Below are 26,908 nucleotides of genomic sequence, written 5' to 3' on the forward strand. Positions count from 1 at the left end.
TACTAAAATAACCTCATAATAATAGTAAATTTATTTTAGTTGCTTGTTAAATTTTTATTCTATTGATTCCACTAAATAGCGTCAAGGTATTTGTTAAAATTGTGTTAAGTATGTGTTCTGGTGATTCAGTGCGTAATTGTGTCAATATTTTAAAAACCTCAGTGATATATTCAGGGCGATTTGCTTGACCTTGACGCCCACTTAACGGCATGTCGGGCGCATCTGTTTCAAGTACTAGGCTGCTAAGTGGTAATTGAGCAATTGTATTGCGAGTTTTATTTGCACGTTCATAACTAATTACGCCACCTACACCAATATAATAACCCAGCTTAACAAATTGCATGGCTTGTTGATAACTACCTGAAAAACCATGTATTACGCCGCAACAAGGTAAGTTGGCCTTGTGTAATTCACGGTACATAACATCGTGCGCTTTGCGTGAATGTATTAAAACGGGTAAATCAAACTGTTTGGCAATTGTTAATTGTGACCTAAAAAATAATAATTGTTGTTGCCAATCGATACTTAAATTGTAGCGATCGAGCCCGATTTCACCAATGGCAACTAATTTTTTAGGTTTTATTTTAACAATATTGGTTAATAGTTCTAAATCAGCCATAGTATGTTGATAGATAGGATGTAACCCCAAAGCGGCATAAAGTTCATGGTAATTATTCGTAAGTTGTAAAACAGCATCAAAATAGTTAGCACTAACTGTGGGTATAATTAATCCAACAATATTCGCTTGGCGAATCTTATTTATTGAATCAGCAAGAAAATCACTAAAAGGTGGAAAATCAAAATGACAATGTGTATCAATAAACATAATGCCTCTTATTCTGCCGTTGTTTGATGTAATAAAATTGGCAATAAAAATCGTTCAGCGGTAAATGTAATTTGTTCAATCAGTGTATCGGTTAACTCAGGATAAAGACGAGTATAATAACTGTCACACTCGGCGGATTGGTTAAATCCGCCTTGCCATGAATTTAAAAGTTGACTGATAGCTCTTTCACTAGCGATAATCTGACCTGTTTTTTTATCATAAGCTGTAATTAACCAACTCCACGAGCTTTTTAATGGCATTAATAATGGTTCATTGATACCCTGCAAATAGCCTTCAACTAAATTAGTTAATATAGTTAAGGCCAGATCTGCATTTAAATGTGAAAATTGCCATTCATTATCGTCCCGACCATACATACGACTTTGACTATCAATTTTATCAGGATTTAAAATGCAATAAATTAAATGATCAATCCACAACGAAATACCATCGCGAATCGAAAGCTTTGACGGTCGCCATGTCAATATACCATCGTCTTGAATGTGAGTTAACCAACCTTGTAATTGGTAATGTTGATCATTAGATGAAATGGTTAAATTAACTTCTTGCGTTGTCATGACTAAACGTTTTTGGTCAACTTTATTGGCCAAAGGTTGCAGAGATTCAAGTTGATTATCATAAATAATTTCACCAAACGCACCATCTGGTAAGTCACCTGTTAACGCTAATCGTTGATAGAAATCATCTGATTGTTGCGATCTATTGGCAATTAATTCATTTAAAATCTGTAAGTTTAATTGATAGCGCTTTAAGCTATCAAGATTAAAGTTTTCGGCATCTGGTAAGGTATCATCCATATAATTTATATAAAAATTAAACCGTTTTTGTAAAAATAGCCTAATAGAGTGCTGGTAAAATCGTTTTAATTCATCAAGATTAATATTATCTACACTAATAATTGGTATTTCACTAATAAATAACTGACTTTCACCTTGTTGCAATGCTGCAGGTAACCACTCATCGGCATAGCTTTTGGGTTCTTGTAAAAAATTTTTGGGGTTAAACGGTGTGCGTGTATGGTTTACACATAAAAAATCTAAGCTATTTGTAGTGCCATCTGTATTATTTTTAGCCTTGCCATAATATTGGCCAATATATTCCCAAAACTCATCAACAAGTATAGAAGGATAACGTTCACTATTATCTTTCATATCGCGACCAATATAACTGATATACAACTGTTTTTGCGCAGATAAAATTGCTTCTAAAAAAAGGTAACGATCATCTGTGCGACGGCTACGATCCCCTCGTCTTGGATGTTGTGCGATTAAATCAAAATCAAGTGGAAGAGACGTTCTTGGATAATCGCCGTCATTCATACCAAGTAAACAAACAACTTTAAATGGAATAGAACGCATTGGCATCATGGTACAAAAATTTATCTTACCAACTAAAAAACGATGCGCTAAATGATTTTTCTCTAAGCGTGATTGCATAGCATCATGTAGAATAGTGATAGAAATATTATCTGTATAACAAGCCGATAATCCACTATTAATCAGTTCTTGCCATTCTTCTTCGATCATCAATAAAATGGATTCACGTTGAACATTACTTACAAAAAAGTCATTGATTAATTCAAGGCAACAAGGTTGCCAATTAATTAGCGGTTTTTCTTCATTTAAGATAGCAAACCACTTACTTACAACTTTAATAAATTCGGCTAATTGGCCTATTAATTCGGCATCTAAACCTGTTGCACCATCATAAGGTAATATTTGTTGCCAACCGCCTTGTTCACTGTTCATCGTGTAACCGAGTAATAACCGCTCAAGCCCAAATAACCAACTATGTGCACTATCAAGTCCAAAACGAATGCCTGACTCAACAATCCAAGTTCGCAACAAGGTTAATTGAGATTCGTTAATAGCGAATTTTTCGGCAATAGCAGGGATTTCAAGTAAATTAAATAGTTCTTCTGCTGTAAATCGACTATTTGGAAAATTTAAAATGGCAAAAAAGCCTTGAACGATAGGATCGATATTTCGTGCTTTTTGATCTGAAATAGTAAAAGGTAAATAGCGCTTTTCAACAGCATTACCAAAGACGGCTCGAATATAAGGAACATACTTATCAATATCTGATACCATAACTATGCAATCGCGCAACTCCAGCGTAGGATCTGCATCAAAAACCGATAGCAGGTAGTCATACAATACCTCAACTTCACGTTGTTCACTATGGCAGGCATGAAACGAAATCGACTTATCTGTTACGGCAAAAGTTTTATTATCAAAATCGGTTTGATACAGTTCTAAAATATCTTGCTGAATAGCATGTAATAGACAAGAACGATCCTGATCGGCAAACGCTTCAATATCTTGCTTATTATTAAATTCTTGTAACAAAAATAGATTATCTCGCCCAAGTTTTCCCCATGAGGTTAACAGAGGATTGGGTATTTTATCGGGTGTATTTAATATATCTGACAACTGTTTTTCAGCAATATCGCCCCAATACCATTTACACGGATTATTAAACATTAAATGGACATCAATATGTTGCCCAAGTGCTGAAAGTAGCGAAAGATAAATAGGAGGAAGAGAAGTAATACCAAAAATAAAAATACGATTAGGTAATGCATCTAAACGTGAACGTTCAAAGTTATTATTTAATAACATTTCAAGCATTTGTTGATAAATATTAGCGCGATGATAAGGTTGGCTAATTGATATTAGTTTTCGCCACAACTCCGCTTGCCACGTTTCATCAGAATGATGCTTCAATTCGGCAACAGTCTGGTTTGCCTCCCATTTTGCTAGCCAATCTGGACGGTAAACTAAATATTGGTCAAATAATCGTGCAATACGCGTTGCGAGCTGATATCGTTTTTTATCTTGCTTATCAATATCAAGATAATGTTTAAGCGCACTAAACTCAGGTTGTTTAATAACTTGAGGCAATAAATAATACAAACGCCAACTCATTGATTCAACATTAAAGCTATTTTCAATTGGCGCCTCTGGTAACAAGACTTGATAAAGTTGCCAAATAAACTGAGTTGGAAAAAGAAAATCAACATTAGCCACGATACCTAGTTCATCCGCTAACGCAATTTGCAACCATTGTGCCATGCCTTGACTTTGCACCATAACAACATCAGGTGTAAATACATCCTCTAATGGTTGCCTGCGCATCAATTCACTTAATAATGTTTTGAGTAAATCGACTTGATTTGAATGATAAATGGTAAACATAACAACACTAATTATTAGTAAGATTGGGTTAAGATTATCGTTGATCGTTATTAATAAATCTAGTTGCTATTCTAGTATCAATTTTATAAGTAAGATAGCCATTAACGAGTAATAATGAATGGGGGTTTATCTTTGATGGTAATTTTTTAAATGGCATAATGACATTTGAAGGAATACTGTTCCGAATGAGAACGGGTATTCCTTGGCGAGATTAATCAACTATATTTGGTTAATGGAATACAGTCTATAGACGTTTTAATTTATGGTCTAGAAAAGGTATATTAATATATTATCAAAAAATTATTAAGTATAGCTAATATCGAATGGGCTTTCCTCGATGATTCTATTATACGAGCGCATCAACATAGCTCAAAATGCAGCAACTCAGCATTAAGAACAGATAGGAAAAAGCTATGGAGGAAACTCAACTAAAATCCACCTTTCTGTTAATAGCATGGATTGATATCTGTATAAATATCGCCATTTAATTGAAAATGCGTTTGACTGAATTAAGCAGTATCGTTCAATTTCAAAAAGATATGATAAATTAGAAAGCAATTATGCCTGCATGTTATTGCTGGTATTTATACTTATGTGGCTACCAATGTATTATTGATTAATATATGAACACAAAAGTTCAACAGACCCTAATAGCGAAATTGCTAAATAAAAACAAGTAGTTTGGAAAATAATTTATGATAAGGCACTTAAATTGAAAATTGGCCAATTACAAACTATCAAAGATTTTAATCTTTCATCGTCTGCCGTGAAGAAGAAATTGAAAAAATGTTATGGAAACAAAATTCCTTATCAAGAAATGGTCATTTTACCAGTTTCTATTTTTAACTCACCATTGCTGCCAACGGTTGATAAACAATCGTGAATTAAAATAATGTTAAACTCTTAACTGGTCCAAAACTTTTACGGTATAAATGATTAATACCATGTTCCTTTATTGCAGCCAAATGCGCTTTAGTTGGATAACCTTTGTGTTTAGCAAGTCCATACTGTGGATATAATTTATCAAGCTCAACCATTTCACGATCGCGTGTAACTTTAGCTAAAATAGACGCAGCACTGATTTCTGGCACTAATAAATCGCCTTTAACTACAGCTTGTGTTTGTATACCAAAATCGGGGCAACGATTACCGTCAACTAATACAAAATTGGGGTTAATAGGTAATTTAGATACAGCTCGCTGCATAGCAAGCATGGAAGCATGTAATATATTTAATTTATCAATTTCGTCCACAGATGCTCTTGCAACACTCCAAGCTAAAGCATCTTGTTTGATAATATCAAATAGATGTTCTCGTTTTTTTTCGGTTAGTTTTTTAGAATCAGTTAAGCCTTTAATGGGCTTGTTAGGATCTAAAATAACTGCAGCGGTAACAACATCGCCACAAAGTGGACCTCGCCCAACTTCGTCAACACCTGCAATTAAAGTGACATCTGGATAGGTAAACTCTAACAATGTGGCTCCTTTAATACATCAAGTACAGCTTTAGCAGCTTGTTCATCAGCATTACAACGAATTTGATTATGCAAAGATAAAAATGTCTGTTTTAGTTCTGAATTATCTCCCTCTAAAAAAGGGATAATACGGTTGGCAATATTTTCTGGTGTGCAATCTTGTTGCAACAATTCAGGTACAATCTCTTTACCGGCTAAAATATTAGGTAAAGACACATAAGGCGTTTTAATTAATTTTTTAGCTAACCAAAAAGTTAATGCTTTCATTTTGTACCCAACTACCATTGGGCACTTAGCTAACATACATTCTAATGCCACAGTCCCCGATGCTAAGATTGCTGCATTACTCGCAATCATCGCTTCACGGGCTTGACCATGTAGTAACTGTATTTTAAGTTCTGGTGCAACTTGAGCTTTGATTTGTTCAAATTCTTTTTGTCTTTTAGCATTAACTAAAGGTACTAGAATATGTATATTAGGATAACGCTCTCGTAATAGCTTTGCTGCTTTTAAAAAAGGTGCTGATAATAATGTCACTTCAGCATGACGGCTACCCGGTAATAATGATAAACAAAGGCTATTTAAGGGAACACCTAATTGTTGACGCATAGCTGTTTGATCTGGATTTAAAGGAATATCATCCGCCATCTTATGCCCAATAAAGCGACAAGGAACATCAAACTTATCATAAAAGACTTTTTCAAAAGGTAAAAAGGCTAAAATAAGATTAGTATTACGCTTAATTTTGAAAACGCGTTTTTGCTTCCAAGCCCAAACAGATGGACTAACATAATGAATTGTTTTAATGCCAGCTTGCTTTAATTTTCCTTCTAGGGAAAGATTAAAATCGGGAGCATCAACACCAATAAATATATCGGGCTTGAGTTTAACTAGGCGTTTAGTGATATCTCGGCGAATAGATAAAATACGGCGTAATCGCCCCAATACTTCAACAATTCCCATGACCGATAATTCATCCATTTCGTACCAAGCTTTACAGCCTTCGGCTTGCATTTTCGGACCCGCTATACCTACAAATTCAATATTAGAATGGTAATTTTTTAGCGCACAAATCAATCCTGCGCCAAGAATATCGCCCGAGGCTTCTCCAGCGACTAATGCAATGACTAGTGTTTCATTAGCCATTAACGGATGATGCCACGCGTTGAACGGGCAAAAAAGTCAATAAACAATTGGATTTCAGAGTGTTGTTTGGCAATGGTTTCAATTTCAACTTTTGCCTCTTCAAACGTTAAGCCATTTCGATAAAGGATTTTATAACTATTGCGAATCGCCTGCAAAGCATCTTTGCTAAACCCTCTACGTTTTAAGCCTTCATAATTTACGCCATGAGGTGTTGCATGATTACCTTGGGCAATAACATAAGGCGGAACATCCTGAGCAACACCTGAACAACCACCAACCATAACATGTGATCCGATCACACAAAATTGATGAACGGCAGTCATTCCGCCAATAATTACATAATCATCTAATTGAACATGCCCACCTAAAGTGGCATTATTTGCTAAAATACAATGATCACCAATATGACAATCGTGAGCAACATGTGCATTAATCATCAATAAATTATCACTACCAATTCGCGTTAATTCACCACCTTGAACAGTGCCACGGTGAATAGTTACGCTTTCACGAATCATATTACGATCGCCAATTTCAGTGCGTGTTGGCTCTCCACGATATTTTAAATCTTGGTTTACCTCACCAATCGAAACAAATTGATAGATTTGGTTATCTTTACCAATTTTTGTGTGACCATTGATAACAACGTGTGATTTTAAAAAAGTACCGTCACCAATTTCAACATTCTCACCAATAAAGCAAAACGGACCAATTCTGACGTTATCGCCAATTTTTGCTCCCTTTTCAATCACTGAGCTTGGATGTATCTCCATTGCCATAATTATTCCTTAATACTGTTTTTGGGGGAAATGCTAAAAAACGATTATTTACGGGCACACATCATTTCAGCTTCACAAACTAACTTACCATCGACAGTTGCAACACCATGGAATAATGCAATACCACGACGTTCTTTAATATATTCAACATCGAGCATAAGCTGATCTCCTGGCACTACAGGGCGTTTAAAACGTGCTTTATCAATGGAAGCAAAATAATAAAGTTGACCTGGTGATAGCTCTTCAATACTTTTGAAAGCCAATATCCCAGTCGCTTGAGCCATTGCTTCTAAAATCAAAACACCAGGGAAAATGGGTTTATTTGGAAAGTGCCCCTGAAAAAATGGCTCATTCACAGTAACATTTTTTATCGCTTTTAGTGTTTTACCTTTCTCGTAACTAAGAACTCTATCAACCATTAAAAACGGATAACGATGAGGTAACAGGCTGATGATTTCTTCAACATCAAGGGTATTAAGTTCGGTAGTCAAAATAGCTATCCTTATACATTATTACTATAAATTTTTAACATTATAACTGAGGATACCACTTTCACTCAAGGATGATTTAAATTGCAAAAGATGCTTTCCTTAATATATTATCAATGGATTACTATAAATTTATAAAATAAATGATTTGTAAACCCTTATTATCTTATATCAAATCAGATATAATAACCAAGATAATTACCCAAAAAGTTTATAATCTGGAGAAGTAGAATGAAATCATTGATTAAAATGACGTTAGTAAGCAGCGTAATTGTATTAACATTAGCTGGTTGTGATGAGAAAAATTCATCAAATAAAGTAACAATTTCAACTAATGCACAAAAAGAAGCATATGCATTAGGTTCATCATTTGCAACATACATGAAGTCAAATTTAGAACAAAATGAAATTAAACCAGACCAAGAATATTTAATCAGTGGCTTTAATGAAACTTTCCGAGATGCCTCTCAACTTTCAAAAGATGAAGTGAAAACCATCTTAGATGAATTTGGTAAAAGAATCCAAAAAGAAAGCAAAGAGCGTTTTGAAAAAGAAAAAACTGAAAATACAGCATCTGGTGAGAAATTCCGTGCAGAATTTGCTAAACAAGATGGAGTAAAACAAACAAAATCAGGGTTACTTTATCAAATCATTCAAGAAGGTTCTGATCGTCATCCAACAGCTCAAGATACAGTTATTGTTCATTATACAGGAACTTTAACTGACGGACGTAAATTCGATAGTTCTTATGATCGAGGTGAACCCGCAACATTTCCACTAAATGCTGTTATCAAAGGTTGGACAGAAGGAATTCAATTGATCGGAATTGGCGGAAAAATCAAACTTGTTGTACCACCTGATTTAGCTTATGGTGACCAAAGTCTTCCTGGTCAAGAAGGTAAAGCTGGAATCCAACCTGCATCAACTTTAATTTTTGAAGTTGAATTGCTTGGCATTGATGGGGATAAAAATGATAAAAATGATAAAAATCAAGAGCCAGCTCAAAATCAAGAACAACAAGCTAACTAACTTGATTGATTCATTGAGTTATACTCTTGTTGTTATGGGTCCTGCTTATGGGGCCCAATCTGCTTATTGTGCATATCAATTTGCACAAGTTTTACTGTCACAGACTCCTCATACCATTAAAAATATCTTTTTTTATGCTGATGGTGTTTATAATGGCAACAGTTATACTGATCCCGCTAATGATGAATTCGATTTAATCTCTGCATGGCAGGAATTAGCAAAAACATACCCTTTAACTTTAACTGTTTGTGTTGCTGCCGCTCAGAGGCGTGGCGTTATTAAAAATAATCTCGCGGATTATTTTCACTTAACGGGCCTTGGAGAACTAAGTGAATCAATTGCAACAACAGATCGAACTATTCAGTTTTAACTTAAGATACTGAAATGAAAAAATTAGCAATTATTATTAGCTCACCACCTCACGGAAATGCCAAAGGCCGAGAAGCACTTGATATCGCATTGGCCACATCAGTTATTAATCAGGTTTCTGTTTTTTTTGTGGATGATGGTGTTTTTCACTTATTACCAAATCAACAACCTGATCGCATTTTAATGCGAGATTATATTGCAACATTAAACATGCTTGAACTTTATGATATTGATGATGTATATGTCTGTGAATCTTCACTTAAATCAAGAAACTTAATCCAAATAAGTAGAAACATCCCGAGTAAAGTCATTAATACCCAGTTATTAAATCAACTATTAACAACTAGAGATGTGATTTTGCGATTCTAATTTTATATTGAAAGCAAAACCTTATACCATAACAACAAGCTTATATCTAAAAAATATGTCAGTAAAACAATTGATTTTATTTAAGTTTTTTCATTGTTTTTAATGAAAAATATACTGTAGCGTTTATAAATAAAGCAAAGAGTCTGTAAAGTTAAATCAAATAAATAATCCACTCTATTTTTTGCTTATTTAAATAGAGTGGATTGTTACATTAGATTTATTTAATTTGGTTCTTATTTTATACTAATTGACTAAACAAGTTTTTTAATCTCATCGGCAATTTTTTCGGCCTGAGTACCTACAATAATTTGCACACCTGTTTTACCGAGTTTAATCACAGCCATCGCGCCAAGTGCTTTAGCTGCTTGTTCATCAACCAATTCTGAATCATTTACACCTAAACGCAAACGTGTAATACAAGAGTCAATGTTAGTTAGATTTCCTTTCCCACCAACAACCGCTAAATATTGTTCAGCAAGTTTAGATGTATCCCCAATGACTTGTTTTTTCTGGGTACTTTCAGTTGACGAAACAGTCGTATCTTCATCTTCACGGCCTGGAGTTTTAAGGTTGAATTTTACAATTACAAAACGGAATACTACATAGTAGACCACAAAGAATACTAGACCTTGAAGGATTAACATATACCAATGAACAGAAAGCGGGTTACCAGATTGAAGTACCATATCAATCAGACCTGCACTAAAACCGAATCCACATATCCATTGCATTGCTGCTGCAATATAAAGTGAGATACCCGCTAAAATCGCATGTAAAACATAAAGCACAGGGGCAACAAACATAAAAGCAAATTCTAGTGGCTCAGTAATACCAGTAAAAAATGCAGCAATAGAAGCTGCAAACATGATTGATGCAGTTTTATCTTTATTACCTTTTTTAGCCGTATGGTACATAGCTAGTGCTGCACCAGGCAGACCAAACATCATAACAGGAAAGAATCCAGCTTGGTAACGACCAGTAATACCTACAATAGCATTACCCGCATCAATAGAAGTTTGTCCACCTAAGAAATAAGGGATATCGTTAATTCCAGCCACATCAAACCAAAATACTGAGTTTAAGGCATGGTGTAAACCTACAGGAATAAGTAAGCGGTTAAAGAATCCATAAATACCAGCACCCACAGATCCTAATTCTTTAATATATTTACCAAAAGCAACTAGTGCGTCATAAATAGTTGGCCAGATAAAATATAAAACAGCTGAAACTAATAGCATTACAACTGAAACAACAATTGGTACCAGTCTTTTTCCACTAAAAAAAGATAGTGCTTTATGCAATTCAACCTGACTAAAGCGATTGTAAAGTTCGGCTGCAATAATACCAACAAGAATACCAATAAATTGGTTATTGATACTATTAAATGCTGGTGGTACTAGTTTTTGCCAATCTTTAACGACCTCTATATCAATTCCCTGAAAGAAAGCAATAGATTTTGGTGATAATAAGGTAGTTATAATTAAAAAGCCCACTAAACCAGAAAGTGCTGCAGCACCATCTTTATCTTTAGACATTCCATAAGCAACACCAATAGCAAAAAGTATTGGCATATTACTTAGAATCGCACTACCAGATGTCACTAAAAATTTAGCAACAATACTAGCATCCCATTCCATAAGTCCAAACAAATTTATATGACTAATCCACGCTATATGACTAACCCATTGACCAATCCCCAGTAGTATTGCAGCAGCAGGTAGAACTGCTACAGGCACCATCAATGAACGCCCGATACGTTGCATATAAGCTAAAATTCCCATAAGTTTAACCTCATATAGTTATTAGGGGTATATAATAAAAAGTAATAAAATTTTACATCTTTAAGTGATGATAATTAAGTATTATTATTCCACTTTATATTATTTATTTTACTTCGCAAATTAATTGTTCTTTTTTTGTGATTTAAATCACCGTTTTTTTTGATTAATTAGTTTAATGTAGTAAAATAAAGACAACATATTTTATTTCAAGAAAAAAGTTTTTAATTATATCACAAGAGGTAACAGCACATGAGACTTATTCCCTTAGAAAATGCACAAGAAGTCGGTGCCTGGGTTGCACAGCGTATTGTTAATAAAATTAATGAGTTTAAGCCTACCGCAGATCGTCCATTTTTATTGGGGCTGCCAACAGGTAGTTCACCATTAGTTATGTATCAACAATTAATTAAACAATATAAAGCAGGTAACGTCAGCTTTAAACATGTTGTAACCTTTAATATGGATGAATATGTTGGTATTCCAGAAGAGCATCCACAAAGCTACCACTCATTTATGTACGAAAACTTTTTCAATCATATTGATATTGATAAGAACAATATCCATATATTAAATGGTAATGCGCCAGATATTGAGCAAGAGTGCCGTCAATATGAAGCGAAGATCAAAGCTTACGGTAAAATTAATATCTTTGTTGGGGGGGTAGGTCAAGATGGACATATCGCTTTTAATGAACCGGGATCTTCACTTTGTTCACGTACACGCATCAAAACATTAACTGAAGATACACGCATTGCTAATTCTCGCTTTTTTGATAATGATGTGAATCAAGTACCAAAACATGCGTTAACCATTGGTGTTGCAACTTTAATGGATGCACAGGAAGTTATTTTATTAGTTTGTGGTCATAACAAAAGTTTAGCATTACAAGCTGGTGTTGAAGGGTCTGTTAATCACCTTTGGACTGTCACTGCACTACAAATGCATCCTGCATCAATTATTGTTTGTGATGAACCAAGTACTGATGATCTTAAAGTGAAAACACTAAAATATTTTAAACAAATGGAAGCTGATAATCTTAAAGTGACCGTTTTATAAAGGATAATTCAATGTATGCATTAACAAATTGCCGTTTTTATACAGGTTATGAGATCCTTGATAACCACGCTGTTATTATTGATGGAGATAAAATTACAAAAGTCTGTAAACAAAACGAATTACCTACAGATATCAAAATTGAAAATTTACAAGGTGCACTTGTTGCACCTGGATTTATTGATATCCAAGTTAATGGTTGTGGTGGTGTGCAATTTAATGAAACGCTTGATGCACTGTGCGTTGAAACATTAGAAGCCATGCAGGTCACAAATCTTATTTCTGGCTGTACTAGCTATTTGCCTACATTAATTACATCAACTGATGAATTTATGATAAAGGCAGTTGAAGTGATGCGTGAATATTTGACCTTGCATCCTAACCAAGCACTAGGTTTACACCTTGAAGGACCTTACATCAATCCTGAAAAGAAAGGTATTCATGACGAAAATATTATCCGCCAACCATCACAAAAAATGATTGATTTTCTATGTAAAAATGCTGATGTAATTAAAATTATAACTTTAGCACCAGAAAAAGTTGAAAGTCATTTCATTAAGCAATTGGTTAACGCAGGTATTCATGTATCTGTTGGGCATTCGAATGGTCACTACGATGATTGTCGTCGTGGATTTAACGATGGCATTCGTTTAGGTACCCACCTATTTAATGCCATGCCTTATATTTCTGGACGCGAACCTGGCGTAGTTGGCGCAATTTATGATGAACCTGAAGTTTATGTAGGCATTATTGCTGATGGTCAACATGTCAGTTGGGCAAATATTCGCAATAGTCACAAAATAAAACAAAATCATTTAATTTTAGTTACTGATGCAATGTTACTTGCAGGTTCTAATTTAGAATCAGGCGTATTTGCAGGCAAAACCATTTATTATAAAGATGGTCGCTGTATTGATGAAAATGGCACACTTGGTGGTTCAGCATTAACTATGATTGATGCAGTAAAAAATGCTGTTGAATATGTAGGTATTGCATTAGATGAAGCATTAAGAATGGCAACACTTTATCCTGCCAAAGCAATCGGTGTGGATAAAGATCTTGGTAGTATTTGTGAGGGTAAAATTGCGAACCTTGTTGTATTTAATCGTGACTTTACAATAATTAAAACTATTGTTAATGGAGAAGTGAGTCGCTAGAATATCAGATAGTTAATGAAAAATATTGAGTAATATATGAAATTTAATTATCTGAACTTAGTTGGCAACGCTGAATTAATCAAACAGCTAAATTATGCAATGATTTACCGTTTGATTGTTCAGCAAGCACCTGTTTCTCGTATTCAATTGGCCGAAATCAGCCAATTAGCCCCTGCAAGCATTACCAAAATAACCCGTCAACTTCTTAAAAAAAAATTAATTAAAGAAGTTGATGCACAACAATCAACGGGGGGACGGCCTGCAGTTTCAATCGAAGCTAAGTTTGAATATTACCAAGCAATTGCCGTACAATTAAGTCGATCTCACGTCACAATAGAGCTTTTTGATTTAGGGGCTAAATGCCTTATGTCAAAAAAATGCTCACTTACCAATTTTACTCAACAACAAGTTCAAGATTATCTAATTATATTAATTAAAGAATTTATTCAGTTGAATAGCAAAAAAATAAAATATTTAGTTGCAATATCTATTGTACTCCCTGGCTTGATTGACTCAGTTAATGGCATTGTTCGATACACTCCACATATTCAAGTAGAAGAATGGGCTTTAGGCGAGATACTGCAAAAGGAATTCAATGTATCTATTTTTGTAGGAAATGATATTCAAAGTCTAGCATTAGCTGAAAGTTATTTTGGTTCAACACAACATGTTGATGATTCTATTTTAATCCGTGTACATCGCGGGGTAGGCTCTGGTGTTATCGTTAATCAACAGTTGCTTACAAACCACAATCAAAGCGCTTGTGAAGTTGGGCACATTCAAGTAGATACATTAGGTGAACGTTGCCATTGTGGTAACTTCGGCTGCTTGGAAAACCGAGTTGTAAATAAAGCAATTGAATACCGAGCTAAACAGATGATTGAGCAAGGTTATGCATCAAAGTTAACATTAGAAAACTGTGATATATATCATATCTGTCAGTATGCTAATCAAGGCGATGAACTAGCTATTAAGTTAGTTAAGGATGCAGGTGAAAATCTTGGTAGAGCAGTTGCAATTATGGTTAACATCTTTAACCCTCAACGAATTGTGTTAGCAGGAGAACTTACCAAGTCGCCCGAAATACTATTAACTGCTGTTAATAGTGCATTAAATGCTCAAAGTTTAGAGGGATTACGGAAAAACCTGACTATCACTTGTTCTTCCCTTAACGATAGCTCAGCAATTGGCGCATTTGCATTAGTGCAGCAAGCTTTATTTAATGGATCACTATTAGTGGCGTTGTTGAATGATAAAGAACCATAATCTATTGTTATAAAAAACCGATAAATCGGTTTTTTATATTTTATTTTTAATTAGGCCAAAATGCATAACATTCTACGTAATGGTTCAGCCGCCCCCCATAATAATTGGTCACCAACAGTAAAAGCTGAAAGGTAATCTTTGCCCATATTCAATTTACGTAAGCGCCCAACAGGTGTTGTTAAAGTGCCTGTTACAGCTGCAGGGGTAAGTTCACGCATCGAAAGATCACGATCATTCGGCACGACTTTTACCCAATCATTATGAACTGCAAGCAGTTTTTCAATTTCAGGAACGCTGATATCTTTTTTCAATTTAATGGTAAAAGCTTGGCTATGACAACGTAGTGCTCCAATACGAATACAAAGCCCATCAACCGGAATAACTTGATTGGTACCTAAAATTTTATTGGTTTCGGCTTGCCCTTTCCACTCTTCTTTACTTTGTCCATTATCTAGCGCTTTATCGATCCAAGGAATTAAACTTCCTGCTAATGGCACACCGAAATTATCAGTTGGTAAACTACCATCACGCATTTTTTGGGTCACTTTTCTCTCAATATCTAAAATAGAAGAATGGGGATCTTGTAACTCTTTTGCCACCTCAGCATTTAGCATCCCCATTTGGGTGAGCAATTCACGCATATGACGTGCGCCACCACCAGAAGCAGCTTGATAAGTTGAAACGGAAATCCAATCAATAAGGTTTTCAGCAAATAAACCACCAAGAGACATTAACATTAAGCTTACAGTACAGTTACCACCTACAAAGGTTTTAATGCCTTTATCTAACGCAGTATCAATGTTATCTTTGTTCACTGGATCAAGCACGATAATTGCGTCATCTGCCATACGTAAAGTCGATGCTGCATCAATCCAATAACCCTGCCAACCTGTTGCACGTAATTTTGCGTAAATCTCTGAGGTATAATCACCACCTTGGCAAGTGACAATAATATCTAATGCCTTTAAAGCATCAATATTATCTGCGCTTTGTAATATACCTGTTTTTCCACCGAAGATAGGAGCTGCTTGACCTGCTTGAGAAGTAGAAAAGAAAACAGGATTAATATAATCAAAATCGTGTTCTTCAACCATACGTTGCATAAGAACAGAACCTACCATTCCACGCCATCCTACAAAACCAACATTTTTCATAATTTATTCCCAATAAATAGAGGTTATATAAAGAGATATTTTTATCTATTAAAACAAAATATCACCATAAAACAAGTAAGATAAGAATAATTTTTGTAGGTAGGAATATAATAACATGCCGTTATATATTAAAAAGACAAAACAACCACAATAACGAACAGAAAAACAAAATCTCAACTAAATGAACGAGCTTTTTATTTAAAAATGGTCGGCGAGAGAGGATTCGAACCTCCGACCCACTGGTCCCAAACCAGTTGCGCTACCAAGCTGCGCTACTCGCCGTTAGATTTTATATTTCATAAAATGGGGTGGCTAATGGGATTCGAACCCACGACAACTGGAATCACAATCCAGGGCTCTACCAACTGAGCTATAGCCACCATAGAAGCAGGACGAAATATTACGCATAAAAAATAACATTGTCCAGTAATTTTTTTAAAAAATATGCTGATTGCTTATATTAAAATCGCTAAAAGCCTAATATTTTAGCGTTAAGCAAATATTTATGTTTTATGCGACATGATATCAATAATCTGTGTGTCAATTATTTTCATACTTTGACTAACAATTGCACCAAAATTATTGATTGATGTTTCCACGCTATCACAAACAATACCTTCTTTACCTGTCACTCTAACTTGGCTTAATGCCATTAATACTGCTTTAAATCCAGAAGATACTGAAGTTGATACTTTCATTGCGCAACTGTTTGAAGCGCCATCACAAATAATACCAGATAAATCGCCAATCATACTACAAATAGCCATACCAATAGGCTCATGATACCCAACCACCGATTGCACCAATGGCAGCCGCAATAGGTAACTCAACCATACCGGTACCTGACACAGTTACCTCCGTACCATTTTTCATTAAATTAGGCAAAACATAAGCGTCAATTTTTTCAATAATTTTGTTGCTACTATGTTGCATCGCAATAGTTGCAACCAAAGATATGGGCTCAGTACAACCAGCTGCAGGTAAAACTTCATGTTTTACCAATTGAATTAATTGCTGCCATATTACTTGTTGTTCCATTTTTTATCTCCATATTAACTTTAGTAATGTTAAATGGTGAAACATTTAATGTTAAGTAAGCAGACTATTTTAGTCTATCTTACTTAAGAATTGAATAATGCCTATTTACAACCATTAGAAAGTAATATGATAGTTATTGTCAAAAGATATATTAAAACATATAGTTATATCTTAAACCTTTTTACATTATTTAATAGTAAATTAAATAATCAGGAATAGTTTAAAATATGTAATATTTTAGTAAAAGAACCTGACTTTTTTTATATTATTGCAATAATATAAAAACCTATAATTAGATAACAATGGCGATTGCGATTATGATAAATATTTTATTAATAGATGATGATATTGAATTATCACAAATGCTTAGCGAATATTTGACTAATGAAGGTTTTAATATCAAAAGTGTTTATTTAGGTAAAGATGGTATTGATGAAGCGCTATCAGGTAAATATCGTGCAGCAATCTTAGACGTGATGTTACCAGATATTAATGGTATTGATGTCCTGAAAAGCATCCGTCAACAATGTAATATGCCTGTTATTATGTTAACTGCTAAGGGTGATAATATTGATCGCGTTTTGGGTTTGGAATTAGGTGCTGATGATTACATTCCAAAACCATGTTATCCGCGTGAATTATTAGCAAGATTACGTGCAGTTTTACGACGTTTTGATGAACGTTCGGTCGAAATGGTTGATGATAAAAAATATCATTTTAATGGTTTAATGTTAGATCTACCTCAACGGCTTTGTACGTGGAATGGACAAGTAATTGATTTGACATCAACCGAGTTTAATTTATTAGTTTTATTAGTGAAACATAGCGAGCGAGTAGTAACTAAAGAAGAATTATCTGAAATTGGGCTTGGTCGAGCAAGAGAACTTTATGATCGTAGTGTTGATGTCCATATCAGCAATATTCGCCAAAAATTACATCAAGTTGCACAAAATGATGTGACAATAGAGACGATTAGAGCCGTCGGTTACCGTATTCGTTAACAAACAAATAGGCTTGACATGAATCATCGATTATTCTGGAAAATACTTATTACGTTTGGGGTAATCTTTTATCTTACCTTCCAATTGACTTGGATTGCGTTTTCTATTTATGTAGAAAATAAAAATCAAAGATTTCTCAATCATATGCCCACGAAAGTCGATATGATTGCCCAGTTATTACATGTAGCTGGTGAAGATGAAACGCTTAATTTCATAGCACATTTACCTGAGCGAGAAAGAACGTTACTGTCAATAAAATTAGTTTCTCCATTGAATGATCAAGTTAATATTTTAACCGATGAATTAGAAACACCTACATATGCTTATCAACGCATGACCGTCGCTCCTGACGGAACTCTTTATTCTGTTTCATTTAAAGAGGATAAAGAGGATCATGTTAAAAAGGCATTGTTCAACATGCCCTTGCCCATCGTATTAATGGGTATATGTGTTGGACTTGTTTTTAGCCTCTTTCTAGCATGGAATTTAACTAGACCGATGAGGTTATTAAGGCAAGGTTTTTTCAAGGTATCTCAGGGAGATCTTTCTGTCAGATTATTCAATAAACTAAAACCTAGGCGTGACGAACTTAGCGAATTAGGTAAAGATTTTGATATGATGGTTGAGCAACTTAATATATTACTTTCTGATCGTCAGTCTCTCCTTCATGATGTTTCTCATGAACTTAGAACTCCGCTTGCTCGATTGCAACTAGCAATTGGACTTGCTCAACAAAATAAACAAAATATTGATACATCTTTAGCTAGAATAGAGTTAGAGTCAGAACGTTTAGATCAGTTAATTGGCGAAATTCTAAATTATTCTCGTGCTGAAATGAATAATCGCACTGATGAATATTTTGATTTAAAAGACTTAATAAGTGTAGTAATCAATGATGCTAATTATGAAGCTAATCACCAGTTAATTGAAGTACATTTTACTTTATCATCTATTACTCATCCAATTGTTAAAGGTAATTCAGAACAAATACGTCGTGCTATTGAAAACATTATCCGAAATGCTATTCGCTTTTCAAAAGCTGAGCAAGCCGTAGAAGTTTCACTAAAAGAAACAGGTAAGTATTTACAAATTGAAGTTAAAGATCGAGGTCCTGGTGTTGAAGAAAATAAGTTATCAAGTATTTTTGAACCATTTGTCCGTATTCAGTCTCCACAATTAGGTAAAGGTTATGGTCTAGGACTAGCAATTGCCAGAAAGACCGTCATTATGCATAACGGTACTATCCAAGCAACTAATCGTGATGGTGGAGGCCTTATTGTAACAATATGTTTGCCTTATTGGAGAAAACATTAATAATAAAAATATATTAATAACAATCAGCATTCACCGTTAATACATACTCTTTAACTAGGCTTTCCAGCTTGATTTTATCGCGCCCTATAAAACTTAAAGATCTCATAATAACTTCTGGATCACTTTCCAATATATTTTTGTATTGGTCAATATATTGGCTAGCAATAGGTTTATATGACCAGTGCCATTCTTCAGGTTGATATCCTCCTTTGCGTCCTTCATTAAAAGCTTGGCAAAATCCATATTTAGGCAGATTTTTTTGAAGCCATTTGTATAAAATGATGCCTTTTTTATCATACTTAAAATATTTTGATGAAACGCTGGTAATATCAATATCTGTTCCCCAATGATGCCTTGATGTGCCAGGCATTGACGAAAATTTTAGAATTTCTTCAGCAATTTTTTCTGGATCATTTATTTTAGCTGATAAAGCATCCCATTTCCGCTGCCAAATACCGTTTTGGTAAGTGTAATTCCGCGTTGCACTTACTATGATAAAAGGAACATCTGGATGAACTTTTTTAAAATCATTGTAGGCTTTTATAAGTTGTTCGGTTGGCTCTTTTTGTAGATACATCCCTTTTTTATTAACAGGTAGTATAGTTGAGTCTAACGCAATAAAACCATTATCTTTTTTTTCGTCAAACTGTCCAATCAGTTTATTTAATGTGATCTGTTGTGCCATGGTAAAAGTAGGAAATAGAAGTAAAGATAAGTTTAAAGTTAAACCACCTATTTTTTTTAACATCGTTGATTTTTTCATCTTTCAAGCATTGCCAATATTCTATATAGCCAGATTAAGTTAAAAACAGTATAATCCTTTTCCTAAAAAATGAAATAGCCATAATGTGTAAAAACGAGGCCTTATGTTAACAACATCTACATCTAATACGTCTGGAAATTGTTTAGACGCTGCCAATACAATGAATCTTAATACAACTAATTCCATAAACGAAAGAATAAATTTACTAAACTTCACACGCCAACAATTAAGAGAGTTTTTTATATCACTTGGTGAAAAACCGTTTCGAGCTGATCAAGTAATGAAATGGATCTATCATTTTGGTGTAGATAATTTTGATCAAATGACCGATATCAATAAAAAACTACGTGAACAACTAAAGACTTTAGCAGAAATTAAAGCTCCGAAGATTGCCATAGAACAGCGTTCTTCTGATGGCACAATAAAATGGGCACTTGATGTTGGTAATAACCAACTGATTGAGTCTGTTTATATTCCTGAACGTGATCGTGCAACATTATGTGTTTCATCTCAAGTTGGTTGCGCATTAGAGTGTAAATTTTGTTCTACTGCCCAACAAGGATTTAATCGTAATTTAACCGTTTCTGAAATTATTGGCCAAGTATGGCGTGCATCAAATGCAATTGGTGTCACCGGAAAATTAGCAGATAGGCCCATTACTAATGTAGTTATGATGGGTATGGGTGAACCGCTACTTAATTTATCTAATGTTGCACCAGCTATGGAAATTATGTTAGATGATTTTGGCTATGGTTTATCAAAAAGGCGTGTAACACTATCGACATCAGGAGTTGTTCCCGCTTTAGATAAGCTAGCCGGTATGATTGATGTGGCGCTAGCGATATCACTTCATGCACCTAATGATACAATTCGTAGTGAAATTATGCCAATTAACCTAAAATACAATATGTCTATGCTACGTGATTCAATTCTGCGTTATCTTTCGTCTTCAAACGCAAATCACGGAAAAGTAACTATTGAATATGTATTACTTAATCAAATTAACGATGGCGTTGAACATGCTCATGAGCTTGCTCAATTCCTAAAAAATGTACCTAGCAAAATTAATTTAATTCCTTGGAATCCGTTCCCTGGTGCGCCTTATTCAAGATGTTCAAATACACGAATTGATCGCTTCATGAAAACATTAATGGGATATGGATTTACCGTAATAGTTCGTAAAACACGGGGGGATGATATCGATGCTGCATGTGGCCAGCTAGCTGGTGAAGTTGTTGACCGCACTAAAAGGACTCTTTATAAAAGGCAGAACCTTGTTAAACAAACAGCATAAGGATAAAACTTTATAAAAAGGAAAGATAGATGAAGAAGTTGTTAGTTATATCTAGCTATTTTTTGATGATAGTACTCGCAGGTTGCCAAATGAAAAACAACAATGAATTTGATCCAGAAAAAGCCGCTTTGGCTAGAATGCGACTTGGATTAGGATATCTTGCTAAAGCAAATGAGTCAGAAGAAAATATTAAAATAGCGCATTATAATCTAAAATTAGCTGCACAATACTCTCCAAATAATCCCCAAGTGATGTTAGCCATGGCAATGTTTGATCAACATGTTGGTGAATACAACGAAGCCGAGATGATTTACAAACGTATTACTCTAATGCAACCAGGTAATGGATTATATCATGTCCATTATGGTTCTTTTTTATGTGGTCGAGATCGTTATCAAGAAGCAAAAAAACAATTTGAACAGAGTATTGAGTTCGATCGTCATCGTTGGAAAGCTGATGCTTATGAACAATATGGTTATTGTGCAATCCAAAATAATGATAAAAAAATAGCTGACTTAATGTTTAAGCAACTTTTTCAATATGATGCTAATCGTAGAGACAACGTTATAAAAACAGCTGAACTTTATAAAAATAAAGGTGATAAAAAAATAGCAAATTATCTATTTTCAGTAACAAATAAATAAATCATCACCCATTATTATAATAGTAATAAATTTTTAATAATTATAAGCAAGAGTATATGTCATGAATTTTTGGGCTATTTTATTATTAGCACTAGCAATGTCAACCGACGCCTTTGCTGTCGCCGTTTGTCGTGGGATTTCACTTAAATCAACACCAATTTTAGGCGCATTCAAAATTGGTATTCTATTTGGTGTTGTTGAGGCTATTACCCCATTGCTTGGCTGGTTAGTTGGTTATATTGCATTGCAATATATTGAACAATGGGATCATTGGGTTGTATTTGCTGTCATGCTATTTTTAGGCATTAATATGATATATAACAGCCAGAAACAATCAGATGGAAATTGCCAAGAAGATGAATTAACATCATCAAAAAAATCTTTTCTAATGCTAATTTTCACAGCAATTTCAACCAGTATAGATGCATTTGCCGTTGGTGTTGGCTTAGCATTAGCAAGTGTTAATATCTTTTTTGCTGCATCAATGATTGGACTCGCTACCTGTACAATGGTTACTATTGGGTTATTATTGGGTAATAAAATTGGCTGTTTAATTGGTAAACAGGCTGAGCTTTTAGGCGGGTTAGTACTTATTTTTGTTGGTGTAATAACTCTTTATCAACATCTTTCTGTTTAATGTTTCAAATAAAAATACTTTTTATACTGTTAGGTTTCGAACGTTTTATTGATTGATATATTTTATCCAAATTTAAATAACGTCCGAAACCAATTACTTTACTTAATAAAGGTTACAGAAAACTAACTCTATCTTATCTTCCTTTAATTTTTATAAAATTCCATATCAAAACTATGTGTCTGCTGGTTATAAATTGCTTTAAACACTCCTTGATCATGAGGATTCTGCAAAATATGATTAACAATAAATGGTCTAACATTGGTTTTTATATAACCCGGCAATCCTCTGGCACCACGAATGATATCATAATGATCGTGACAGAATGTACTGATACAAGAATCTTTTATTTCGATAGTGTAGCCACGATGACTATATGATTGATTTAATTTGTCAATTTCTCGACGAATAATCCGTTCAATAACTTCCATTGGTAGGCGTTTAAAATGAAGAATATTTTCTCGTCCATTAAAACGATTAAGTAGTTCTGAACGATAAGTATTATTCAGTTCATTTGTCGCTAATTCACATGCAGCTTCGTCAGAAAGATTAGGATCCAAATAGTAAGATTGTCCAATATTTGAGGTCATAATAATCATAATATCAGAAAAATCGACAGTTCGACCTACATTATCGGTTAATCGTCCGTCCGATAAGATCTGTAAAAAGATATTAAAGACATCAGGATGTGCTTTTTCAATCTCATCAAATAAATAGATTCCAACTGGTTTTTTTCTAACTGAGTTTGTTAAAATTCCACCTGCTTCAAATCCCTCATATCCTGGAGGTGCACCAATTAATTTAGCAACTGCATGTTTTTCCATATATTCTGACATATCAAAACGAACCAACGATTTTTCGTCACCGTAAACATATTCCGCTAAAGCTTTGGCCATTTCAGTTTTACCTACACCAGATGGACCTAAAAATAGGTAAGACATTGCAGGGCCTGATTCTTCAAGCGTGTCAACTTTAGCAACCTTCACCGAATTGGCTACATGTTTTACAATGTTATCTTGGCCAAAGATTCGCGATAATAAATTTGCATCCAAATTAATCAAGTTTTTAACTTCATTCTCATCTAATTTGTTTGCTGATATACCTGAAACTTTACTAAATTCGGCGATCACTTCTTGGCGACTTAGTCGCAAATCCTTATTGGCTAGCATCACCAATTTTTGGTGCTGTTCATTATTTTGTGCAATTTCTGCATCAATTTGTCGAATTTTTTCCTTTAATTTAGCAACTGCTGGTGAGTCAAATCCTCCAGCTGTTAACTGTGCAAATGTTTTTATAGCAACTGATTCTGAATCTTTATTATTGTTGTCCTCTTCTTCTTGTAACTGGGTAATTTCATCTTGCAGTTTGAAGCGTAACGTTTCAGCATCACGTTGATATTGATATGTTTTGCTAATTTCAGACTTTAAATTCAGCCAATCTTGCTGCCATTGTTCAAGCTGCTGTCGCAAATCATATTGTTCTGTTTCACAGCTACTTTTTTCGATCTTACCCATTAACTCAGCAATTTTTGGATGCTGTTTATGTGTAAGTTGACGATAACTAGCAAGTGCACGATCAAGTAATGAAATAGCACGTTGAGGCTGTGCCCCACCTAAACCTAAACTATCACGATATTTACAGGTTAAATGTATCGCTTCATCAATAGCATCTTTATCCACTTCAATTTTGTGGTATGCAGATAACTCCTTTGCAACAGTAGTAACAATAGAATTTAAATTATCCCCAGTAGGTTCTTTGACATCGTAAAGTGTGTAAAGTTCAGGCATATTCGTGCTAGCCTTTAGCACACTACTAAGTTTATCATCACGAACTTCGAGGATAACTTGAAAATTATTTGATTTATCGGCGTTATTTAGAGCATTAATAAAATGAGCATTACCTGTATTATGTGCTGCTTCTAAAAAATTAGCCGTATCAGTAATAATCAGCACTGACTCAGGAGTTTGCATTAGCTTTTTTAAAATACTTTGAAACTCATTATTTATTTTAGTACTATCACCGCTAGAAAAAAGAGCATCACAATTTAACCAAAATAATTTTTTTACAATCAAATCAAATGGCGTATCTGGATTATTTTTAGCCGCTTGTAAACCAAGGGTAAGCATTGAAACACCTACACCTGCGGGACCTGTCAACAAAAGAGAATTTGATGATTTTCGTATGAGAATAGACGATATTCTCTCTAAATCATGTTCTCTTCCTACTAAAGTAAAATTAGGGTATTGCGCTAAATATTCACGCCCTCTAACTAAATACATTGTGCATTCCTTTGTTATAGTTTAAAGGGTGAAGTAGTATGTGAGCTATCTTTTTTGGTTTCAGATTTTTCTGATAAAACATCACCTGTCACCGCAATAAATTCTCGTGTATCACTTTGAACATCTTTGGACATTTTTTCAATTTCTTCCAAATTTGCTCGCATTGTTTCTAGTGCCGCACGGGTGATTTCCGTCGCTTCTTTTTGGGTATCACCAAATTCCGCTAAATTTTGTAGCATTGCTTCTAAATCATTATTAATTTCATCACGACCAGTTGCAATTCGAATAGCTTCATTTTTAGCAATGTCATTTGTTACTCGAGTCATTTCGGCTAAAGTATTACCGGCCATTGATTGTGCTTCATTAATTGCAGCTGAGTTAACTGCTGTTACAACAACACTGAGTTGTGAAGCAACCGATGCGATGCCTCTTGAATGCATTGCTCTTGCACTTTCAACTTGTTTTTTGGTTGCTGCTTGCATATTACGAATTTTAATAGCTTCAGTTGTTAATTCACCATAGGTTTGCATAGTATCGACAGTTGCTGTGGATACAGTATCAATGTGTTCATCCAAATTACGGCGTGTTTCATCAAGCTTCATTGACTCTAACAAATTATCACCAACATCTTTACTCTCAAGCTCTTGTCTACGTTCACGATGGACTTTCTCTACTTTTTTGGTCGCTTCGTTCATAATGGCATAAATTTGTATCATATTGCCATTATTGTCACTAAGTCCTTCAATTTGTTTAACCATTTTTTCAAGATGATTACGAATTGCACCAAAACGCTCTTTACCTTGATTCACAAATTTTAATGCCGATTCAACCATATCTGCTTGACGTAATGTATGCTGTTCTGAAGTTAAATTTAGCAACTCTTTTAATTTTTCAACATCGATTGATTCAGAGCGTTGCTCGTGACGCTTTGTAATTTCTATCTGAATATCATCTAATTCTTTATTTTTGTTTTTTATTTGTTGATTTAATTGAGCTATTTTTTCTTCATTAGTCACAATTTTAGCTTTTGATGCGGCTTTAATTTTCCCTAGGCCAAAAAACTTTTTATCCTGTTGTAATAACTCTATTTCTTTTTTTAATTCAGATATTTGTTTTTCAATACTAACAATTTCACTTTGCACATTTGCTTTTTGCGTTACTTTTTCTTCGTCCCATTCTTGATCGGCTTTAATTTGAGCTAATGCATTTCGGGTTTCACCATTTTGGCGTAAGTTATATAAAGCATCGGTGAGTTCGGTAAGTGGTTTTATTTTTTCGATAAAATCATTAAGATCATTATTAAAATCAGCATACACTCGTTGTAATTCAGCAAATACTTCGGTATCAGTCATCTCAATACGTTGTTTAGACATCTCTTCAGAAATTGATTGAAGATATTCTTTAAATGTATCAAATTCTTGAATTTTTACCCGATCAATTTCCTTATTGTCAGAAAATTCTAAAATATTAGTAACTTCTTCTACTTTTTGTTCCAGTGAAAGGCTATCTGAAAAAATAACTTTAAAAAAAGTATTTTCTTGAATATTAGCAAGTGGAGTTTCTACTTTTGCTTTTTTTTCACGTTGTCTAACCGAATAGTCTTTTTCTTCTGTACTGGCTAATTTTTTTCTTGGAGCTACACCCATTATTTCTTTCCTTAATTGTTTATTTCTATATTCACTTATTATTTAATTACTTTGAATTCTATTTTAAATAAAAAATAAAGTTTGGAACAATAATTTGATCTTATAGAAAAGATAAATTTCATCTTTTCATAATGTTATTATCTATTTAACATCTGATTTTGACAAGTAAAACAGTCATACAAAATC

23 protein-coding genes, 2 tRNA genes and 3 pseudogenes are annotated in these 26,908 nt (G+C 34.2%); 13 read left to right on the forward strand and 15 right to left on the reverse strand.

The annotated features are described in order from the left end of the window. Positions 1–46 precede the first annotated feature (46 nt). Positions 47–826, reverse strand: a complete 780-nt coding sequence (locus A9G44_RS12740) for a TatD family hydrolase (RefSeq protein ID WP_065611490.1) — start codon at positions 824–826, stop codon at positions 47–49. A gap of 8 nt (positions 827–834) precedes the next feature. Beyond that, positions 835–4,044, reverse strand: coding sequence for an exodeoxyribonuclease V subunit gamma (gene recC / locus A9G44_RS12745; RefSeq protein WP_065611492.1), 3,210 nt, complete (start codon positions 4,042–4,044; stop codon positions 835–837). Positions 4,045–4,205: 161 nt separating this feature from the next. Here recC and A9G44_RS13860 point away from each other — a divergent pair. Beyond that, positions 4,206–4,660, forward strand: a pseudogene (locus A9G44_RS13860) (transposase); the annotation flags it as partial. A 96-nt stretch (positions 4,661–4,756) separates the two neighbouring features. Further along, positions 4,757–4,927: a peptidoglycan peptidase gene (locus A9G44_RS13615; RefSeq protein ID WP_081298353.1), complete on the forward strand. Its 171-nt coding sequence runs from the start codon at positions 4,757–4,759 to the stop codon at positions 4,925–4,927. A 1-nt stretch (position 4,928) separates the two neighbouring features. Here A9G44_RS13615 and rnhB read toward each other — a convergent pair whose 3' ends face one another. The 4 genes from rnhB to fabZ are packed head-to-tail and all read right to left on the reverse strand — an operon-like array spanning position 4,929 to position 7,934. Continuing rightward, positions 4,929–5,519: a ribonuclease HII gene (rnhB, locus tag A9G44_RS12750; protein ID WP_034910816.1), complete on the reverse strand. Its 591-nt coding sequence runs from the start codon at positions 5,517–5,519 to the stop codon at positions 4,929–4,931. Further along, positions 5,513–6,664 carry a lipid-A-disaccharide synthase gene (lpxB, locus tag A9G44_RS12755; protein ID WP_034910820.1) on the reverse strand — a complete coding sequence of 384 codons (1,152 nt, stop codon included), beginning with the start codon at positions 6,662–6,664 and terminating at the stop codon, positions 5,513–5,515. Before lpxB ends, rnhB begins: the two co-directional genes overlap by 7 nt. Further along, on the reverse strand, positions 6,664–7,443 hold the full coding sequence (gene lpxA, locus A9G44_RS12760; protein ID WP_065611494.1) for an acyl-ACP--UDP-N-acetylglucosamine O-acyltransferase: 780 nt from the start codon (positions 7,441–7,443) through the stop codon (positions 6,664–6,666). The genes lpxB and lpxA overlap by 1 nt, the downstream gene beginning before the upstream one ends. 44 nt (positions 7,444–7,487) lie before the next feature. Then, positions 7,488–7,934 (reverse strand): 3-hydroxyacyl-ACP dehydratase FabZ, encoded by a 447-nt coding sequence (fabZ, locus tag A9G44_RS12765; RefSeq protein WP_034910827.1) that lies wholly within the window; start codon positions 7,932–7,934, stop codon positions 7,488–7,490. A gap of 228 nt (positions 7,935–8,162) precedes the next feature. Here fabZ and fkpA point away from each other — a divergent pair, with 228 nt between their 5' ends. From fkpA to tusC, 3 genes are read left to right on the forward strand one after another with little or no spacing between them, the layout of a single operon-like run. Next, positions 8,163–8,960: an FKBP-type peptidyl-prolyl cis-trans isomerase gene (gene fkpA, locus A9G44_RS12770; RefSeq protein WP_065611496.1), complete on the forward strand. Its 798-nt coding sequence runs from the start codon at positions 8,163–8,165 to the stop codon at positions 8,958–8,960. Positions 8,961–8,964: 4 nt separating this feature from the next. Beyond that, positions 8,965–9,330, forward strand: a complete 366-nt coding sequence (gene tusD, locus A9G44_RS12775) for a sulfurtransferase complex subunit TusD (protein WP_442902856.1) — start codon at positions 8,965–8,967, stop codon at positions 9,328–9,330. A 14-nt stretch (positions 9,331–9,344) separates the two neighbouring features. Beyond that, the gene (tusC, locus tag A9G44_RS12780; protein WP_065611498.1) at positions 9,345–9,698 is read left to right on the forward strand and encodes a sulfurtransferase complex subunit TusC; all 354 of its coding nucleotides are present in this window, start codon (positions 9,345–9,347) and stop codon (positions 9,696–9,698) included. Positions 9,699–9,949: 251 nt separating this feature from the next. Here the strand turns inward: tusC and nagE are convergent, their stop codons facing one another. Next, positions 9,950–11,479: an N-acetylglucosamine-specific PTS transporter subunit IIBC gene (nagE, locus tag A9G44_RS12785; protein ID WP_065611500.1), complete on the reverse strand. Its 1,530-nt coding sequence runs from the start codon at positions 11,477–11,479 to the stop codon at positions 9,950–9,952. 249 nt (positions 11,480–11,728) lie between these two features. Here nagE and nagB point away from each other — a divergent pair, with 249 nt between their 5' ends. From nagB to A9G44_RS12800, 3 genes are read left to right on the forward strand one after another with little or no spacing between them, the layout of a single operon-like run. After that, positions 11,729–12,535: a glucosamine-6-phosphate deaminase gene (gene nagB / locus A9G44_RS12790; RefSeq protein ID WP_065611502.1), complete on the forward strand. Its 807-nt coding sequence runs from the start codon at positions 11,729–11,731 to the stop codon at positions 12,533–12,535. Between the two features lie 11 nt (positions 12,536–12,546). Continuing rightward, a complete protein-coding gene (gene nagA, locus A9G44_RS12795; RefSeq protein ID WP_065611504.1) occupies positions 12,547–13,689 on the forward strand; it encodes an N-acetylglucosamine-6-phosphate deacetylase in 1,143 nt (380 codons plus the stop codon). 36 nt (positions 13,690–13,725) lie between these two features. Further along, positions 13,726–14,955 (forward strand): ROK family protein, encoded by a 1,230-nt coding sequence (locus tag A9G44_RS12800; protein WP_065611506.1) that lies wholly within the window; start codon positions 13,726–13,728, stop codon positions 14,953–14,955. A 50-nt stretch (positions 14,956–15,005) separates the two neighbouring features. Here A9G44_RS12800 and asd read toward each other — a convergent pair whose 3' ends face one another. From asd to A9G44_RS12825, 5 genes and pseudogenes are all read right to left on the reverse strand, one after another. Next, positions 15,006–16,109 carry an aspartate-semialdehyde dehydrogenase gene (gene asd, locus A9G44_RS12805; protein ID WP_065574984.1) on the reverse strand — a complete coding sequence of 368 codons (1,104 nt, stop codon included), beginning with the start codon at positions 16,107–16,109 and terminating at the stop codon, positions 15,006–15,008. Positions 16,110–16,314: 205 nt separating this feature from the next. Beyond that, positions 16,315–16,391: transfer RNA gene (locus A9G44_RS12810), tRNA-Pro, on the reverse strand. A gap of 22 nt (positions 16,392–16,413) precedes the next feature. Continuing rightward, positions 16,414–16,489, reverse strand: a tRNA-His gene (locus A9G44_RS12815). Between the two features lie 123 nt (positions 16,490–16,612). Next, positions 16,613–16,903: pseudogene (locus A9G44_RS12820) on the reverse strand (L-serine ammonia-lyase, iron-sulfur-dependent, subunit alpha); the annotation flags it as partial. Then, a pseudogene (locus A9G44_RS12825) lies at positions 16,899–17,147 on the reverse strand (serine dehydratase subunit alpha family protein); the annotation flags it as partial. The pseudogenes A9G44_RS12820 and A9G44_RS12825, both read right to left, overlap by 5 nt. Before the next feature lie 320 nt (positions 17,148–17,467). Here A9G44_RS12825 and A9G44_RS12830 point away from each other — a divergent pair. Beyond that, positions 17,468–18,148, forward strand: coding sequence for a response regulator transcription factor (locus tag A9G44_RS12830; protein WP_034910896.1), 681 nt, complete (start codon positions 17,468–17,470; stop codon positions 18,146–18,148). A 144-nt stretch (positions 18,149–18,292) separates the two neighbouring features. Next, on the forward strand, positions 18,293–19,462 hold the full coding sequence (locus tag A9G44_RS12835; protein WP_218837606.1) for an ATP-binding protein: 1,170 nt from the start codon (positions 18,293–18,295) through the stop codon (positions 19,460–19,462). Between the two features lie 13 nt (positions 19,463–19,475). Here A9G44_RS12835 and A9G44_RS12840 read toward each other — a convergent pair whose 3' ends face one another. Further along, positions 19,476–20,225, reverse strand: coding sequence for a M15 family metallopeptidase (locus A9G44_RS12840; RefSeq protein WP_051634180.1), 750 nt, complete (start codon positions 20,223–20,225; stop codon positions 19,476–19,478). A gap of 160 nt (positions 20,226–20,385) precedes the next feature. On the opposite strand from A9G44_RS12840, the gene A9G44_RS12845 reads away from it, so the two are divergent. The 3 genes from A9G44_RS12845 to A9G44_RS12855 all read left to right on the forward strand — a co-directional run bounded on the left by A9G44_RS12845 (position 20,386) and on the right by A9G44_RS12855 (position 22,800). Beyond that, a complete protein-coding gene (locus tag A9G44_RS12845; RefSeq protein WP_065611523.1) occupies positions 20,386–21,519 on the forward strand; it encodes a bifunctional tRNA (adenosine(37)-C2)-methyltransferase TrmG/ribosomal RNA large subunit methyltransferase RlmN in 1,134 nt (377 codons plus the stop codon). Between the two features lie 29 nt (positions 21,520–21,548). Continuing rightward, on the forward strand, positions 21,549–22,163 hold the full coding sequence (locus tag A9G44_RS12850) for a hypothetical protein (protein WP_065611512.1): 615 nt from the start codon (positions 21,549–21,551) through the stop codon (positions 22,161–22,163). 61 nt (positions 22,164–22,224) lie between these two features. Beyond that, positions 22,225–22,800, forward strand: coding sequence for a manganese efflux pump MntP (locus tag A9G44_RS12855; protein WP_065611514.1), 576 nt, complete (start codon positions 22,225–22,227; stop codon positions 22,798–22,800). A 143-nt stretch (positions 22,801–22,943) separates the two neighbouring features. On the opposite strand, the gene A9G44_RS12860 is transcribed toward A9G44_RS12855, so the two are convergent. Together A9G44_RS12860 and A9G44_RS12865 are read right to left on the reverse strand one after the other, a co-directional pair. Further along, positions 22,944–25,076: an AAA family ATPase gene (locus A9G44_RS12860; RefSeq protein WP_065611516.1), complete on the reverse strand. Its 2,133-nt coding sequence runs from the start codon at positions 25,074–25,076 to the stop codon at positions 22,944–22,946. Between the two features lie 14 nt (positions 25,077–25,090). Next, positions 25,091–26,722, reverse strand: coding sequence for a hypothetical protein (locus A9G44_RS12865; protein WP_065611517.1), 1,632 nt, complete (start codon positions 26,720–26,722; stop codon positions 25,091–25,093). Between the last annotated feature and the right edge of the window lie 186 nt (positions 26,723–26,908).

The organism is Gilliamella sp. Occ4-3 (assembly GCF_001690675.1).
GTDB classification, from domain to species: Bacteria; Pseudomonadota; Gammaproteobacteria; order Enterobacterales; family Orbaceae; genus Gilliamella; species Gilliamella bombi.